At 67.6% G+C, this 13,152-nt stretch carries 13 protein-coding genes; 4 read left to right on the top strand and 9 right to left on the bottom strand.

Going from position 1 to position 13,152, the window contains the following annotated elements:
• Window positions 1-64 precede the first annotated feature (64 nt).
• Complete coding sequence (locus ACQEV1_RS08555) at window positions 65-661, bottom strand: PadR family transcriptional regulator (RefSeq protein ID WP_433392832.1); 597 nt, start codon at window positions 659-661, stop codon at window positions 65-67.
• Between the two features lie 378 nt (window positions 662-1,039).
• On the opposite strand from ACQEV1_RS08555, the gene ACQEV1_RS08550 reads away from it, so the two are divergent.
• The gene (locus ACQEV1_RS08550; RefSeq protein WP_433392830.1) at window positions 1,040-1,456 is read left to right on the top strand and encodes a nitroreductase family deazaflavin-dependent oxidoreductase; all 417 of its coding nucleotides are present in this window, start codon (window positions 1,040-1,042) and stop codon (window positions 1,454-1,456) included.
• An 84-nt stretch (window positions 1,457-1,540) separates the two neighbouring features.
• On the opposite strand, the gene ACQEV1_RS08545 is transcribed toward ACQEV1_RS08550, so the two are convergent.
• The 5 genes from ACQEV1_RS08545 to ACQEV1_RS08525 form a co-directional block, all read right to left on the bottom strand.
• Window positions 1,541-2,236 (bottom strand): response regulator, encoded by a 696-nt coding sequence (locus ACQEV1_RS08545; RefSeq protein WP_285621358.1) that lies wholly within the window; start codon window positions 2,234-2,236, stop codon window positions 1,541-1,543.
• Complete coding sequence (locus tag ACQEV1_RS08540; protein WP_433392828.1) at window positions 2,233-3,534, bottom strand: sensor histidine kinase; 1,302 nt, start codon at window positions 3,532-3,534, stop codon at window positions 2,233-2,235. Before ACQEV1_RS08540 ends, ACQEV1_RS08545 begins: the two co-directional genes overlap by 4 nt.
• Complete coding sequence (locus tag ACQEV1_RS08535; RefSeq protein WP_285621363.1) at window positions 3,513-3,932, bottom strand: hypothetical protein; 420 nt, start codon at window positions 3,930-3,932, stop codon at window positions 3,513-3,515. Before ACQEV1_RS08535 ends, ACQEV1_RS08540 begins: the two co-directional genes overlap by 22 nt.
• Before the next feature lie 120 nt (window positions 3,933-4,052).
• Entirely contained in the window at window positions 4,053-5,624 is a 1,572-nt protein-coding gene (locus tag ACQEV1_RS08530) for a carboxylesterase/lipase family protein (RefSeq protein ID WP_433392826.1), read from the bottom strand.
• 295 nt (window positions 5,625-5,919) lie between these two features.
• On the bottom strand, window positions 5,920-6,696 hold the full coding sequence (locus tag ACQEV1_RS08525; RefSeq protein WP_433392824.1) for a MerR family transcriptional regulator: 777 nt from the start codon (window positions 6,694-6,696) through the stop codon (window positions 5,920-5,922).
• 284 nt (window positions 6,697-6,980) lie between these two features.
• Between ACQEV1_RS08525 and ACQEV1_RS08520 the strand changes: the two genes are divergently transcribed.
• Complete coding sequence (locus tag ACQEV1_RS08520) at window positions 6,981-8,207, top strand: serine hydrolase domain-containing protein (RefSeq protein WP_433392822.1); 1,227 nt, start codon at window positions 6,981-6,983, stop codon at window positions 8,205-8,207.
• A gap of 58 nt (window positions 8,208-8,265) precedes the next feature.
• Here ACQEV1_RS08520 and ACQEV1_RS08515 read toward each other — a convergent pair whose 3' ends face one another.
• Window positions 8,266-8,949, bottom strand: coding sequence for a LysR family substrate-binding domain-containing protein (locus ACQEV1_RS08515; RefSeq protein WP_285621371.1), 684 nt, complete (start codon window positions 8,947-8,949; stop codon window positions 8,266-8,268).
• Between the two features lie 55 nt (window positions 8,950-9,004).
• Between ACQEV1_RS08515 and ACQEV1_RS08510 the strand changes: the two genes are divergently transcribed.
• Complete coding sequence (locus ACQEV1_RS08510) at window positions 9,005-9,388, top strand: DUF5997 family protein (protein ID WP_285621373.1); 384 nt, start codon at window positions 9,005-9,007, stop codon at window positions 9,386-9,388.
• Between the two features lie 1,417 nt (window positions 9,389-10,805).
• On the opposite strand, the gene ACQEV1_RS08505 is transcribed toward ACQEV1_RS08510, so the two are convergent.
• Both ACQEV1_RS08505 and ACQEV1_RS08500 read right to left on the bottom strand, forming a co-directional pair.
• Complete coding sequence (locus ACQEV1_RS08505) at window positions 10,806-11,405, bottom strand: hypothetical protein (RefSeq protein ID WP_433392819.1); 600 nt, start codon at window positions 11,403-11,405, stop codon at window positions 10,806-10,808.
• Window positions 11,406-11,419: 14 nt separating this feature from the next.
• Complete coding sequence (locus tag ACQEV1_RS08500; RefSeq protein WP_433392817.1) at window positions 11,420-12,028, bottom strand: dihydrofolate reductase family protein; 609 nt, start codon at window positions 12,026-12,028, stop codon at window positions 11,420-11,422.
• A gap of 100 nt (window positions 12,029-12,128) precedes the next feature.
• Here ACQEV1_RS08500 and ACQEV1_RS08495 point away from each other — a divergent pair, with 100 nt between their 5' ends.
• On the top strand, window positions 12,129-13,019 hold the full coding sequence (locus tag ACQEV1_RS08495) for a LysR family transcriptional regulator (protein WP_433392815.1): 891 nt from the start codon (window positions 12,129-12,131) through the stop codon (window positions 13,017-13,019).
• The last annotated feature ends 133 nt before the right edge of the window (window positions 13,020-13,152 follow it).

Genomic DNA, 13,152 nt, shown 5'->3' with positions numbered 1-13,152 from the left:
GAGCGCTAGTCAAGTTTGAGTACTTGGCCAGAGTGCACGAGGAGGAACGTCTAGTCAAGTTTGATTAGAAGCGCATCTTGAGGGGATCGGGGACCGTTCGCCACGAACCCGGATCATCGGCCATGGTGTAGGCGCCCTCAGACAGTCGTTTGCTCAGGCTCTTCGCCCACTCCAGTTCGGTGCGTGCGTGTCCCGCCCACAGTTCGGCCTGATCGCGGACGTGCTCGGGGGTGTCCCGATTGGGGTGCTCCCGCCACTTGGCCTGCTCTACGAGCTCCGCTTCCAGGCGCGCGACCCGCTCGTTAACGTGCGCGATGGCATCTGTCCTGGTCAGCATGGGCAACATGGCGATGGACGCGTTGAGCATGTCCGGGTCGTGGGTGCGCCGCAGACCGTCGCGGACCAGTTCGACTATCTCGTCACGTCCCCGAGCTGTCGCGCGGTACAGAACGCGCTCCGGCCCGGAGTTGCCCGGCTCGGCGTGTTCGGTGAGGAGGCCATCAGCCGCCGCCTTCTTCAGTGCGTGATAAATCGAGCCGGGCTTGATCTTGGCCCAATTCTCCGCACGCCAGCTCTGCAGCAGTTCGGACCGCACCTGGTAGCCATGCGCGCCGCCGGAAAGGTGCACGATACCGAGTACCAGGAGCTTCGTCGCCGACATGCGCCCACCTCCGCTCAATCTGCTCGGACTTGCTCCGCTTGCGCGCCCGCCAGGGTGGTGTCAACTCCCACCAACACTAGGGTGCCCTCCTGGTCCGGGTGGTGTCAGCACTGACCTACAAACGGTGCCGGTGGAGACCTCCAAAGCCAGCCGATCAGCTCAAAGAAAGGGGCCACCGGGACCGAAGCCGCACATGGCGCCACAGGTACCTGCTGGTTCCTGTCGGAAACCTAGCCTGGTTCTCTCCCCCTCCCAAGCCAGGAGAGCCATGCGAGTCATCACCCAGCGGTCAGATCGAAGTGGAAATGCGCGGACCACTCCGGACCCTGCCGTGCGAACAAAAGGGCTGACCTCGGACTGCGAACAGGAGGCAGGACGATGAGCGACATAGACGACCAGATCATCGAGGAGTTCCGAAGGAACGCGGGGAAGGTCGGCGGCCAACTGGCCGGTATCCCGGTGATGCTGCTTCACCACCGAGGACGCAAGACCGGCATCGAGCGGGTCACCCCGATGGTGTACTTGCCATCGGCCGACGAGAACGTCATGTTCGTGATGGCCTCGAATTGGGGCTCGCCCGAGAACGCGGGATGGTACTACAACATCACCTCCGCCGGTGAGGCCCGGGTCGAGAGCGGTACCGAGACCTATCCGGTGACGGTCCGCGAGCTGAAGGACGAGGAGCGCGCCCGAATCTGGGCCACCGTGGTGCGGCGCTACCCCGTCTTCGGCGACTACGAGAAGAAGACCGCCGGCATCCGCACGATCCCGGTAGTGGAGCTGACCCGCGCCTGAAGGTCCCGTACGCGTGATCGACCACCACGCCGACGGGCGGTGTTTGCTGGTACATCCGTCGGTCACGGCGGTGAACGCACGGCCTCATTCGGCGTCGTGGACGAGGAGCGCGATCTGGACGCGATTGTCCAGGTCGAGCTTGGTCAACAGGCGTGAGACGTAGGACTTGACGGTGGCGACGCTGACCACCAGCCGCTCGGCGATCTGCGCGTTGGACAGTCCCAGTGCGACGGCTTCGGCCATCTGGCGCTCGGTGTCGGTGAGTTGGTCGAGTCGGCGCAGGGCCGCGGCGCGTCGCTCGTGTCTGTCGTCGGTGACATGGTCGACGAGCGTACGCAAGATTCTCCGGGAGAAGGCCGGCTCGCCCGCGGCCACGCTCCTGATCGCTTCTACGATCCGATCCGGAGAGGTGGTCTTCAGCAGGAAGCCGGTGGCGCCTTCGCGCAAGGCGCTCAGGACGAGTTCGTCCTGGTCGAAGGTTGTCAGAACGATGACTTCGGGCGGGTCGTCCCCGGCGCGGACCTGCCGGGTCGCGGTCAGCCCGTCGGTGCGCGGCATGCGGATGTCCATGAGGATCACGTCCGCTTCGGTCTCCCGCGCCTGCTCCAGTACGAAGGTCCCGTCCGCCGCCTCCCCGACGACCTCGATGCCCTCCACGCCTGTGAGCATGGTCCGCAGTCCGGCGCGGACCAGCCACTCGTCGTCGACGAGCAGTACCCGCACGGGCGTTGCGTCCTCGGTTCGAGCGGCCGTTTCCGTGGTGCGCACCGTGTCCGTCACGCTTCCCAGGGTAGCCATGCCCGCAGGAGATACTCTCCGCCGTCCGACGCGTCGGCGGTGGGTCCGTGGTCCAAGGTTCCGCCTGCCAGCAGGGCCCGTTCAGCGAGGCCGAGGAGCCCGACGCCGGAACCGGGCGGGACGACCGCGGCCTCCTGTCGCTTCGGTGACAGCGGCTGGCGTACCTCGACGGCGAGGCCGTCACCCGCCGTTCCCCGTACGGTCACGGTGACGGGAGCGCCCGGCGCGTGTTTGGTGGCGTTGGTGAGTCCCTCCTGAATGATCCGGTAGGCGGTACGAGCAGTCATCGTCGGCACTGTCACCAGATCGCCCGCGTCCGTAATCAGCGTGATCTCCGCGCCCGTCCTGCGGAACTCCTCCGCCAGCTCCGGCAGGCCGGCGAGGGCCGCCCGGTCCGTCCGCGTATCGTCGCCGGACTCTTCCCGCAGCAGGCCGATGATCTCGCGGAGGTCATCCGACATCTGGTGCGTGCCACTGCGGATGACTCCGGCAGCACGGGCGATCTCCTCCGGCGAGGCGTCCGGTCTGAACTCCAGCGCGCCCGCGTGCAGGCTGATCAGCGAGATACGGTGGGCGAGCACGTCGTGCATCTCGCGCGCCAGCCGGGTCCGCTCCAGCCGCCGCGCCTCCTTGATCTGCGCCTGCCGGTCGGCCTCGATGCGCCGGGCGCGTTCGGCGAGGGAGACCAGCAACTGCCGCCGGGCTCGCACCAGCCGGCCCCAGCCGAGGGCGGCCGCGGTACCCAGCATGGCGATCACGACACTCGCTGTGTACGGCACGTGGGGTGCTGGCGTGACCCACGAGCTGACCAGGCCGGTGGCCACACCGAGGGCGGCGATCCAGGCGGCGTCCCGCATCCGCAGGTGGACCGCCACGGAGAACAGGCCGATGAACGCCGCTCCGCCCGCGGCCGGTGATACGGCGGAGATGGCGCCCGCGACGGCGGCCACCGTCAGCGGAAACCGCCGCCTCAACGGCAGGGCGAGACAGCAGCCGCCGCCGACGGCCAGCGTGACCGTCCAGAGCCCGCTGGGGCCCGCGGCGATACGGGGCCACGAGGTGAGACCGCCCACCAGCAGAGAGATGGCAACGGCACCGGTATCGACGGCGATGTCGCGTACGGAGCGCCGCGAGCCCGTGACGGATTCGGGTGCGGGGTCGGTTTCCGCGCGCAGCGCACCGGGCAGCAGCGGCCACGGAGCGAATGCGGTCATGGCCTCGTTCGACACCACCCGCAGCCACTGCCGCCAGCGGCGGATCAATTGGCGGAATGCAGCCATGCGTTCAGGAGCTTTGCCCACTTACGGTTGCTGGTGGTCTCCAGGAACGTCTTATGGTCGATCATGAGATAGATCTCGCCGACGATTGCGGTGTCGAGGATGAGAGGCTTGCCCGCGTTGAGAAGGCCGCCCAGGAAACGCCCGTAGAGTTCCGTGAATTCGTTCGCGATGGACGCGATGTCCGCGGGTCGCAGGACAAGGTCTCCCTCATCGCCCCAGCCTTCGAGCACGAGGTGCTCAGAGCGCAGCGTGACCTTGCCGCGCCTCGGGAAGAGCGTCTTCTGGTCCACGCCGGCCGCGATCCGATCGCCGCGCTTCTTGCGGGCCAGCTCCTCGGTCGTGGAGCCGATGTAGGAGGCCTGAGCGAGTGGTTCCGTCGCAGGTCGGGTCTGGTTCATGTCTCCACCTTGTCGGAGCGTTGGCGGTACGCCATCGGGCGATGGTTTCCACCTGTCGTCGACTTTCGTCTATGTCCTCGGGTCGAGGTGACCGTACGGGCGGTGCGAGGTGCGCGCACGTCAGTGGCGGCCGAGGTGGTTCCACAGCGCGCAGTTGTGCTCGCTGCTCGCGTCGACCGGTTTGATCCCTCCGCTTCCCGGAGCGAGCGACAGGACGGGGGACCCGTTCTCCTGCGTCGCGGAAGGCCACGCCGGCAGCCCGGGGTGGTTGGGATTGCCGTGGTACATGAATCCCGTCCAATATTCGATCATTTCCCGGGACAGAACGTTCTGGTCCGGTTGCAGTTTTGTAGGCATGTCGAACAGGTAGTTCAGGTCGGAGGCGTGATACGCACCCAAGGGCAGCGACGGCATCCGTTCTCCGAGCCCCGGCCATTTCGGCGCTTTCCGATCGGCGAACTCAAAGCCGTAGACGGGCATCCGCGATGCGACCCCTGCCCGCATGGCCGCCGCCGGACAGCTGAAGCCCCAATCCGTCTGCACGGCCGTGAACTGATCGGTCCCCTCCTGCTTCGTACGGACGGGATACCGCCTGGTGATCTTCGGGATATCGTCCGGCGCGGCGAACAGCCCCTTGAGGACGGCCGGCCACGAGTCGTGGGTCACCCCGCCGATGAGCGGGAGTAGTCCGGATGCCGCGAGCGTACCGTCGTCCCGAGTCGATCCCACGAGCACCGGCATCCTGCGGATCCGGCCGGTCCGAACGGCCTTGTCAGGACGGGTCGGCAGGGTGGGCGTCTCGTAGGCCACGCGCCCGACCGCCGCGTGGCTCTTCGCCACGGCGTCCAGCAGGTCCGCGGCGGACTTCGAGCGCATGCAGGCGAGGCTGGAGCATCGCAGCTCCCGCTCGATCTTCTTGCCTTCCTTCTCGACCTCGGCCACCGGCGCCAGCAGGCCGTTGCCCGTATTGGTACAGGGCCCGCTGTGGATGACGGCCTTGTCGAAGAGTTCGTCCGCCCCTGGGGACATCATGTTGATGCACGTGCTGATGCCACCCGCCGACTGCCCGGCCAGTGTGACGTTCTCCGGATCACCGCCGAAAGCCGCGATGTTACGCCGGACCCAGCGCAGAGCCGCCTGCTGATCGAGGATTCCGAAGCTTCCCGAATTCTTCAGTCCTGGCAGTCCGAGGAAACCGAAGACGCCGACACGGTAGTTGGCGGTGACCGCCACCACATCTCCCTGGCGGACCAGCCGATCGGCCTTGTACTTGCTCGCCTCCCCCGCGGTGAATCCCCCACCGTAGAGAAACACGATCACGGGCTTCTTCCGGGTGCGATCGCTACGGGGTGCCGTCACGTTGAGGTAGAGGCAATTTTCCTCGACGACTCTCCGCGGCTGCTCAGTGGGCTCCTGCGGGCAGGCGCTGCCCGGGTCGGTGGCGTTGCGCACCCCGGACCAGGAAACCGGTGGCCTCGGCGGTTCCCAACGGTCCTTTCCTGTTGGGGGGCCGGCGAAGGGGATGCCCTGAAAGTGCCTGACTCCCCTCGACTCGGATCCACGCACCTTGCCGGACTGTGTCCCGGCGACCAGCCCCGCACGCGCGGAATCGTCCTCCGTCGGTGAACAGGCCACTGCTGCAAAGGTGACGACGGTGAACGTGCACGTCGCCACCGGTCTGGAGAAACCCATACGGTGAGCTTCCTCAAAGGGCCTGCGGCGTGGCAGCGGCCGATGGTTCCCGTTCGCCGTCGACTTTCGTCGATGGACGCCGGTGCCGGACGATCCCTGAAGAGCGGAGGACAAGGCACCGCGCCAGTCGTAGGAGCGGACGGGGAACGAAGGCAGTGAGAGTACGGCGGTTCACGTCCATATCGGCAGCGTGACTCACCGAGCGTGGAAGTCCGGCGCTGGGCTCACATCCGCGCGGTCCGCATGGATACGGCGCCGCCGTCTCGCCGCAGTGCCGGGTCTGCCGGGCGAGCCGTCACTGATGCGGAACGGCGATGCCGGCTGCACGTAGGTTCGCCTCGACCAGCGTGTTCAAGCGGGCGATGGACGGTGCCTGGTCTTCCCCGTGGTGGTTGACCATTCCGTACCGGGAGGCGGCGTCGGACTGGTTCTGAAACCCGGTCGGCACTGCCAGCAGCGCGCGGTTGGTCAGCAGCTTGTCGGCCAGCATGGACGCCAGCTCCTCGATCCGCGGGTCGTCCGGATCCCAGAACCTCGCATCCCAACCGCGCCTGGTCAGCTCGACGGACTCGGGATCGTCAAGCAAATGTTCGAGCTGGGTCAGGAAGCTGTCGAAGATCTCCGGGACCAGCCCCCGGGCCAGCACCAGAGCCTCCCGTTGAACGGCCACGTAGTCGGGACTGAAATCGAGTTCGGCGAGTCGGTCCAAGACCGCGCAGGCCCGGTCGGGCAGCAGAGCCCGGTCGCCATGGTCGAGACGGTGCAGCCTGTCGCGGCGCGCGATCAGGTCCTCGATCCGTTCGGTGAGCTGGTGATGGATATCGTCCAGGGTGGCGGCGAACGTCTTGGGATCGGCGTCGAGCAGGTCACCGATCTCAGCCAGCGGCACGCCGGCCGCAGCCAGGGTCCGGACCTGGACCAGCCGGAACAGCTCGCCCGATCGGTAACGGCGGTAGCCGGAACCGTCGCGTTCCGGCTCGGCGACCAGGCCGATCCGGTGATAATGCCGCACGGTCTTGATCGTGACACCAACGAACGCCGCCGCCTGACCGATTGTGAGCCCGTCTGCCATCGGCTCAGCGCACCTCCAGATCGCGGGCGGCTGCGGGTTCGCGAACCGCGTCGGCGACGGTCGGGAAGTCCGGACGATCGCAGGGGTGAGGATAGCGCGCACCAGTTCCAGCCCATCCCCCTGCCGCCGAGGGGGACCGCGATCGGTTCTGGTCGCCCCTTGATCGCGATAGCGGTTGACCTTGACCTTGGGTCAAGGATGCAGCCTCTTCACATGGCCGCTCGAAGGGCCAGGCAGCCACCAGGGCCGCCGTGAGAACTAACACTGTGAACAGGAGATTCGTCATGAGAACAAGCGACAGCGGCTTCTCCGACGCAGGGCTGCGTCGACTGCGCGACGTGCTGGCGCGGCATGTCGAGTCCAAGAAGATTCCCGGCCTTGTCGCCCTGGTCAGCCGGGGCGGCCAGACGCACGTCGAGGCGATCGGGACGATGCGTCACGACGGTGGCGCGCCGATGCGCCGGGACACGATCTTCCGGATGGCGTCCACGTCCAAGCCGGTCACGATGGCGGCAGCGATGATCCTGCTCGACGAGTGCAGGCTGCGGCTGGACGACCCGGTGGATCCGTGGCTGCCCGAACTCGCCGACCGGCAGGTGTTGAAGCACCCCGACGGTCCGCTGGACGACACTGTGCCGGCACAGCGGCCGATCACCGTACGGGACCTGCTGACCTCCACGTTCGGGCTCGGAGTGGACTTCGAGTCGATGACTTCCCCGATCAGAGCCGCGACCTTCGAGCGTCTCGACTACAGCGTGGCATCCGGGCCGGCGCCCGAGCCGGACGAGTGGATGCGCCGCCTCGGCGAGCTGCCGTTGCAGTACCAGCCCGGAGTGCGGTGGCAGTACGACCTCAGTAATGAGGTAGTCGGCGTGCTTGTCTCCAGGGTCGCCGGTCAGTCGTTGGAGACGTTCCTGCGCGACCGCATCCTCGATCCGCTGGGGATGAAGGACACCGGTTTCCATGTGCCCGCCGACAAGATCGACCGGCTGCCGCCCCTGTACGGGCCTGACCCGCAGACCGGCGAGTTCGTCCTGTGGGACGAGGCGGCAGGGGGAAGGTCCAGCGTGCCTCCCGCGTTCCAGGGCGCCGGCGGCGGGCTGGTCTCCACCGCCGACGACTACCACGCCTACTTCCAGATGCTGCTGAACCACGGGATGTACGGGAGTGAACGGATCCTGTCCCGGGCCGCCGTCGAGCTGATGACCACCAACCGTCTCTCGCCGGAGCAACTAGCCGCCCGGGAAGCCATGTTCCGCAATGTCGTCCACATGTCGTCCGGCCAGGGGTCGAACGGCGGCTGGGGCTTCGGCATGTCGGTGCGCACCTATCGCAGCGACTACACGCCCATCGGCCAGTTCGGCTGGTTCGGCGGTACCGGCACCACCGCCTACGCAGACAGAACCAACCAGCTCACCGGAGTCCTGCTCACCCAGGTCGGACTCTCCACCCCGGACTCGCCGCGTGCCATGAACGACTTCTGGACCACGCTCTACCAGGCAATCGACTGACAACGAGCTCGACCGCTACTTCGTTCGGCTCCGTTGACCACCACAGCACCGACCCTGTTCACGTCGGGCGGCGCGTCCGGCGGCGAGGCTTGGGAGTGGAGTTCTTTCGCGGGGGCTTCTTACGGGTGGGTGGTTGCTGGGAGGTACGGCCCCGGGAGCTGTTGGGGGTGCGGCCGCGGACGATGCCGATCAATTCCTCCATGAGATCGGTCGTCTCGGCCTCGAGCCAGGCCAGGCCGATCTGGGACTGAGGGGCGTCGGTCACGGTGCGGTACGTAAGGTCTTTGCGGTGGTGGAGACGGGCCAGAGACTGAGGGAGCAGTAGTACGCCAGCCCCCGACGCCACCAGCTCGATCGCGTCCGCCGTGCTCTCGGGGCGGGTGAAGGCGGGCTGCCCGGGCCGGTCGCTCCAGGCCAGGACCTCGTCGAACGGCTCGAACACCTGCTCGTCGGCGAGGTCCGAAAGCTCCACCTCCTCGACTGCGGCCACCGCGTGATCCTTCGGCACCACCACCACGGTCGTCTCCAGGTACAGCGGGATCACGTGGAGAGCTTCGCGGTCGACGGGCAGGCGCACGAACGCCGCGTCCACGCCGCCGTCCCGCAGCAGGAGGACAGCCTCGGCGGTGGGCATCTGGACGAGCCGAAGCGGCACCTCCCGTACCCGCTCGGCCCACACCCCGGCCCATTTCCCGGGGGTCACTCCCGGCGCGTAGGCCAGCCGAAACTCACTCTTGGTCACCTTCTCACCCTAACCGCGTCCAGACGGCCTCCTCCCGCTGGCTACCCTCTGTGTCATGAGCACGTCCAAGGCGAAGACCCCGCAGACCATGAAGCCCGCGACCGCGGCCAAGAAGCTGGGGATCCTGCTATCGGCAGCCCCCGCCGAATTCCAGGAGGGCGTCGTCTCCCGGGACGAGCTGAACGCACTCCAGGCCGACCCGCCCTCTTGGCTCGCCGACCTGCGCCGCGAGGGCCCCCACCCCCGCCAGGTCGTCGCCGCCAAGCTCCGCGTCTCCGCCTCGGGCCTGGCCCGCGCCGGCATCACAGGCCCTCTTACCACTGCCGAGATCGAGGCCTTGAAGGCCGAAAGACCCGACTGGCTAGAACGCGAGCAGACCATCCAAACCCGGGTCCGCCAAGAGGAACTCCGCCTTAAGCAGCAGCGTGCCAAGGCTTGACCCACCGGACGAGGTTGGTCTCTGCCGGGGTCGGTCCGGCGTTCGGCTCTGTCGCTCTGACGGTGGAAATAGAGGGTGACCTGTTGGAGCGATGGCGCCTCCGTCGAGTCGGCGGAGGTGCAGCGTAGGGTTGGCCGATGCCGGTTCGCCGAACGGGTGCGGGTTCACCCAGGATCTCGTCGTCGTACCGGAAGAGCGATGCGTACAGCCTCGTGCGCGCGGCACTTCGAAGCGTCGAGCCCGCTTCACGTCCGCTGAGCCGGGACGGGTGGGTCAGCCCCCGCCGCGGCGGGGACTGACCGGGGTTTGGTGCTGGCCTGTGGGGGTCAGTAGGTGAGGACGACGCAGCCGGGTTGGCCCGGGGAACGATCGGTCCTGTTGGGATGGTATTTGGCGTCTCTGCCCTTCCCGCCGGTGCCGGTCCCGGCGGGGCAGGCGCGGTCTACTCCAGCCCCGGCAGGGCCCCCTGCCCCTCCAGCCCCATAGGCTCCACCCAGACCGTCGGTGCCGGCAGTGCCCACAGCCAGGGTGACATTGGCACCGTCACACACTGCGCCGGCACCTCCTCGACCGCCGTGCTCCTCATAGCCACCCGCGCCGCCAGGGGCGCTCGCGCCGCCGGCGTTGGGAGAGCTGATGGTCGATTTCTCGCCAGGAAAGGCGTGGTCGACGCCTCGGTCGCCTCCCGGGCCGACGGTGATGGTCAGGGCGTCACCGGGTCGCACCGCCAGCGTGCAGGCGGCGGTGGCACCGCCTCCGCCGCCGCCGGCCCCGGAGAAACCAGGGTTGACCGTCACAAAGCCGCCGCCTCCGCCGCCCCCGGTCAACACCACGCCGATCTGGGAGACACCCGTGGGCACGGTGAAGGTGTAGGTGCCTGGGGTGGTGTAGGCGTTGATGGTCGCGGCGTGGGCGGGGCCGGGTGCGGCCGGCAGTAGCCCGGCCGCCGCTACGGCGCCCGCAGCGATGCCCAGGGACAGGGGAGATGACAAGCGCATGGGTTCCCTCTCGTTCGACGACCGTGCGCATACATCTAAACACGCTGAGTAGCCACTACTTATGCGTCGAAACCTTTTGCGACCGCACCTGTGCTGCGGATGGGCCCGCGTCCGGCCGCGAGAGCTGACCGCGTGGCGCCAGGTCCGTTCAGCGTCGGTACGGCTGTCGGTGTCAGGAGCCGACCTTCCCCCGGGTGGGGTCTCGTCCAGCTTGTCGGTGTGCGCACTGGTCAGGTGTCGTGGGCAGAGGGTGTGGTGTACGAGTCCCCGCTGGTTAGGCGGCGGATTCTTCCGCGACCCCAGCCTGGCCTACATTCAACAGGCAGCCTGACCTGCACGATCAAGTCCAGGAACCCACAATCGGTACCTCGCGCTCGCATACCTGGCGACCATGAGGAGCTGGGCGAGCATGCCCGCCTTCAGGATCTCCCGGTTGCCTGTCCATCAGCTCCGGGATCTGGGGTGTCCCAGTCGGAGACGAACCAGGTGACCGTTCCGGTCGCCGGGTCGTACGAGCGCCGTTCGATGGCGCAGATGTCGGCTCCATAGACGTGGATCCCGACGGTGGGCACATCGCCGACGGCCGCGACGGCGTGGACGTCGTCGTCGGTCGTGCAGCACACGGTGACCTGGCCGGGCTCCCACACGTTCTCCCCGGCCGGCTTGAGAGGGCGGCCCGCATCGGCGGCCGTGGGCTTGTCGTAGCGGAACTCGTGTTCGGATCCCGAGTAGATTCCGGCCACGCCCCACGTCTCGTGTCCGTGCACGGGCGTGCGCTGACCGACGTTCCAGACGACTGCGGCCAGGCACCAGCCGTGGTCGGGAGCGATGTAGAGCGGATAGTTGACGTGGTGATCGTTCGACGGCCGTGTGACCTCGGGTGGGAGCCGGTAGTCGCCCGCCAAGAGGGCGGACAGCAGGTCCTCGACCCGCTTGGTGATCTCGTGCTCGTCATCGGTGCTGCCGACCACGGACTCCACATCGTCGATGAAGGTCTGCAGGGCGCCATCGGGTCTCATGGTGATCTCCCTTGTCACGGCAGCACGCGATAGGTCAGGTGCGTGATCGGGCCTGCCGCTCGTGACTCCACCTGCTGGAGGTTCAGCGACGGAACGCCGTCGAACAGCCGCGTGCCGGCGCCGAGCGTGATCGGCATGATGCGCAGCCGCAGCTCGTCGATCAGGCCGGCGGCGAGGTACTGATTGATGGTGGTCGCTCCGCCGTGGATGGAGATGTTGCCGTCTCCCGCCGCCTCGCGCGCCCGTTCGAACGCGGCCTTGATCCCGTCGGTGACGAAGTAGAAGGTGGTGCCGCCCTCCATCGGCTGCGGGTCGCGGGGGTAGCGCGTGAGCACGAAGACCGGGGCGTGGTACGGCGGGTTGTCCCCCCACCAGCCCTTCCACAGCCGATCCCACTCGCCGCGCACCGGGCCGAACATGTTGCGGCCCATGATGAACGCCTTGGTCTCCGCCAGCCAGTCGGCCTGGAGCCGGGACTCCTCCGGATCATTCATCCATGAGTGGAGCTTGGAGCCCCAGCCGTCGCCGCCGTCGTCGCCGAACGGGCGCTCCTCGGTCTGGTTGAGCCCGGCCGAGTATCCGTCGACCGAAATCGAAAGATCACAGGTCACCATGCTGGTCATCGCTCTGTCCTCCTCGCGGTGGGTCTCGCTCAAGGATGGAGCAGGCATGACATGACGTCTAATGACAATCCTGCGGGATTCACATCGATATTCTCGATTAATGCTCAACCTGGTGCACCTGAAGGTTCTGTCCGCTGTGGCCCGGCACGGCTCGGTGACCGAAGCGGCGAAGCACCTGCACTACTCCCAGTCCTCGGTGAGCCACCACCTGTCCCGCCTGGAGGCAGCCACCAGCGCCAAACTCGTTCAGCGGATCGGCCGCGGGATCCGGCTGACACCCGAAGGCCACCTGCTGGCCAACCGTGCCGCCGAGATCCTCGGACGCGTCGACGCGGCGACCAACGAGCTGGCGGCACAGGTCGGCCTGCAGTCCGGCCGGGTCCGCCTGGCCGCCAACGCGTCCACGCTGAGCACGATCGTGCCGAAGGCGGTCGCCTCACTGACCGAGGCGTACCCGGGAATCGAGCTGAGCCTCTTCGACCGCCACCCCGTCGAAGCGCTGCAGATGCTGCGGCACGGCGAAATCGACGTCGCGCTCGTCTTCCGCCACGCCGACGACCCGGTCGAGGACGAGGGATTCCGCCTCGTCCACGTCGGCGATGACGCGATCTACCTCATCAGCCGGCAACCAGACGACAGCCTCGCCAACCACCGCCTCTCCTCCTGGATCGGCGGTTGCGTCCGGTGCCAGGCCGAGCTGAACGCGATGTGCCGGCACGAGGGCTTCACCCCCCGCATCGGCTCGCACAGCGACGACATGGTCGCCATGCAGTCCCTCGTCGCCGCCGGCGCGGGCGTCACCACCCTGCCCGGCTATGCGCTGCAAGCCCACCGTCGCGAGGACATCCACGCCACCGACACCGGCTTCCGCCGACAGATCCACGCCGCGACCTACGGCGACCCACCCGACCCACCTGCCGTGGCCGCCGTCCTGACCGCCCTGACCGAAGCGGCCAACCCGCCTGAGCAGGGCCGCTCCGCTAGGGCCTAGTGGCGCCCTCGGCGAGCGCCTTCCGTGGCCCGCTGCCGCTTCCTCCGGCGGCAACACAATCCGGCGTACCGGTAGACGACCGGATGTCAGCGATATGGTGGCCACCTCCCGCCAGCCGTTAAGACCAGACACC

The organism is Actinoallomurus sp. CA-142502, from assembly GCF_050936355.1.
GTDB classification, from domain to species: domain Bacteria; phylum Actinomycetota; class Actinomycetes; order Streptosporangiales; family Streptosporangiaceae; genus Actinoallomurus; species Actinoallomurus iriomotensis.
Note: the sequence above shows the minus strand (reverse complement) of the source record. Positions and strands in the feature narration are given on the sequence as shown.